We start from the raw sequence: 2,729 nt of genomic DNA, 5'->3' as shown, positions 1-2,729 counted from the left end.
CAATTGAGACTCTAATTTGTTTGCCTCGCTACCTAAGTAGGTTGGCTGTTAGAACTCAATCTGTACGAGTGCCCACACAGATGATTGCTTTATATTGTTAAAGAACGTTTTGAGTCGCTTTAGCGCCTCAAGGGATGCGAATAATACACCCTTTATTTTTCGAGTCAACACTTTGTTTTAAATTTTCTTTTGGAAGATTTAAAACCGAAGTTTTATTTAACTCTCTGAGTAGTTCGTGCCTTGCTATGCTTCGGCGTTTCCCGTCTCAGTGGGGTCGCATTATAGGGAGAACAGATTTTTACGCAAGTACTTTTTTAAAGAAAAAGTAAAAAAAGATACTGTTCGGTTAGTATCTGAACTAAACACCCTAAAACTGATAGTTTTGTAACCAAACAGTGCCTTTTATGGTACAAAAATAACCTTGCTGATACACTCAAAGCTAATAACTATTATCTAAAAGGTACTAAATATGGCAATCCGTTCTTATAAAGGTGTAACTCCTTCTTTTAATTCGTCTGTTTATATTGATGAGTCATCAGTTTTGGTTGGTGATATTACTTTAGGTGATAATAGTAGTATTTGGCCTTTAGTAGCCGCCCGAGGCGATGTTAACTATATACGTATTGGTAAACGCTCCAATATACAAGATGGCAGTGTATTGCATTTATCTCGTGCAACTAAAAGCAATCCAGCTGGTTATCCACTTATTATAGGTGACGATGTAACTGTAGGTCATAAGGTAATGCTGCACGGATGTATATTAGGAAACCGTATACTTGTAGGTATGGGCGCTATTATTATGGATAACGTAGTTGTTGAAGATGATGTGATTATAGGTGGCGGCTCTTTGGTACCACCAAACAAACGCTTAGAGTCTGGTTACTTATATGTAGGGAGTCCGGCTAAGCAAGCCCGCCCTCTAACGGAGCAAGAACTTGCCTTTTTAAAAATATCTGCAGATAACTATGTATCACTTAAAGATGAATATTTAGCTGAAATGGCTAACTTAAGTTAATAAGCTTACTTCAATTTGGCCTGCCGAGTTATAGCTTTCTTCTTCGATAAGCTCCTCGGCACGTTCTTCATAATCAAAACGATACTTTTCAAAATACTCTGTTGCATGGCTTTCGTCTGTTAATTTAAGTGTATTTACTTCTATTACACACTCCACCAGCATGCCACTAACTTGTGCAAAAAATACTAACTGATGATCGGGCTCTCTAAACTCTAGCCTATCTATAAATTGTATTGCCTGATTCATTTAAGCGTTCCTTGTTTGAGCGCATCAACAATGGGAAGTATTTTTGGCATTTTATTACGCCATACATAATATGCTTGAGCAGCTTGGCCAACTAGCATGCCACTGCCATCTAAAAGCTTAGCGTTAATATTATGCTGTGCAACCCAATTCATAAAAATGGTATTTTGCAGTGAATAAAACATGTCATAAGCGACTTCACAGTTAGTTATGTGTTTTTTATCAAGTGCTGGAAGTTCGTTATTCATACTGCTAGAGGTAGAGTTTATAATTAGTGAGTAATCGCTTACTGGTAAATCATCAAAGCCAAAGCCAGATACTGGCCCATATTGAGTAAACAGCTCTGCGAGTTCTTTGGCTTTTTGCGCTGTGCGATTAACTATTATTATTTCCTGTGGGTTATGCTCTAACAAAGGTAAAATAACCCCTCGAGCAGCACCGCCCGCACCTATGATCAAAATGCGTTTATTAGTTATGGCTACTTCATTTGCGAGTAAATCATTTACAAAGCCCACGCCATCGGTGTTATCACCGAGTAATGTGCCATCGTCTCGTTTTTTTAAGGTATTAACAGCCCCTACAATTTTAGCTAATGGCGTAAGCTCATCAGCCATTGCATAGGCTTGCTCTTTAAATGGCATTGTAACGTTAGCACCCACACCACCTTGCTCAAAAAAAGACAATACTGTTTTTTCAAAGTTATCGATAGGTGCTAATATTGCGCGATAGTCGATTTGCTCACCCAGTGATACAGCAAATTGTTTATGTATCGCGGGGGATTTTGAATGTTTAATTGGATTTCCAAAAACCGCATATTTGTCCATTTTAAAGCAACCTCTTTGCAGCTATAACACTGCCTATTAACGATGATAAATAATATGATTAAACGACTTTTTTCTAAATCTAAGCCAGCTCCCGAGCAACAGGCTCCTACTCCTGAAAAAACACCGTACGAAATAATAGGTGGAGAAAAAGGAGCGCGCGCTATCTCCAATCGATTCTACGACATAATGGAGTCAGATGAATACGCTAAACCGTTATATGATATGCATCCTCTGCCATTAGATCGAATTCGCCAAGTATTTTTTGAATTTTTATCTGGTTGGTTAGGCGGGCCAAACCTATTTACAGAAAAACATGGCCAGCCAATGCTACGTAAACGCCATATGCCTTTTACTGTAGATAAAGCATTGCGCGATCAGTGGATGTACTGCATGAATAAAACGCTGGATATAGAAATAGACAATCCGTTGTTGCGTGAAGGCTTAAAGCAATCATTCTCTCAACTAGCAACGCACATGATCAATCAGCATTAAATTTATATATAGCCATAATGCAAAAAGGCGCTAATTAGCTGTCTCTTGATCACAAGTCTGACTCAAGAGATTTTGCTAAATCGTAGCCTTCCAGGATGGCTTGTAACTTAAGCCATCCTTGCCATAACACTTTCACAGATGCACGCCCTGTGCGC

General features: G+C 38.7%; 4 protein-coding genes. 2 read left to right on the top strand and 2 right to left on the bottom strand.

The features are described from left to right. Positions 1-469: 469 nt before the first annotated feature. Positions 470-1,015: a gamma carbonic anhydrase family protein gene (locus H5115_RS19910; protein ID WP_182756972.1), complete on the top strand. Its 546-nt coding sequence runs from the start codon at positions 470-472 to the stop codon at positions 1,013-1,015. Here the strand turns inward: H5115_RS19910 and H5115_RS19905 are convergent. Further along, the gene (locus H5115_RS19905; protein WP_004335144.1) at positions 1,007-1,261 is read right to left on the bottom strand and encodes a DUF1488 family protein; all 255 of its coding nucleotides are present in this window, start codon (positions 1,259-1,261) and stop codon (positions 1,007-1,009) included. The genes H5115_RS19910 and H5115_RS19905 overlap by 9 nt on opposite strands. Further along, on the bottom strand, positions 1,258-2,082 hold the full coding sequence (aroE, locus tag H5115_RS19900; RefSeq protein WP_182756971.1) for a shikimate dehydrogenase: 825 nt from the start codon (positions 2,080-2,082) through the stop codon (positions 1,258-1,260). Before aroE ends, H5115_RS19905 begins: the two co-directional genes overlap by 4 nt. Positions 2,083-2,136: 54 nt before the next feature. Between aroE and H5115_RS19895 the strand changes: the two genes are divergently transcribed. Continuing rightward, positions 2,137-2,574: a group II truncated hemoglobin gene (locus tag H5115_RS19895; protein WP_004335148.1), complete on the top strand. Its 438-nt coding sequence runs from the start codon at positions 2,137-2,139 to the stop codon at positions 2,572-2,574. Positions 2,575-2,729 lie beyond the last annotated feature (155 nt).

This window comes from Pseudoalteromonas sp. SR44-2, from assembly GCF_014163745.1.
Taxonomy (GTDB): domain Bacteria; phylum Pseudomonadota; class Gammaproteobacteria; order Enterobacterales; family Alteromonadaceae; genus Pseudoalteromonas; species Pseudoalteromonas distincta.
The sequence above is the reverse complement of the archived record's forward strand: the minus strand, read 5'-3'. Positions and strand labels throughout refer to the sequence as shown.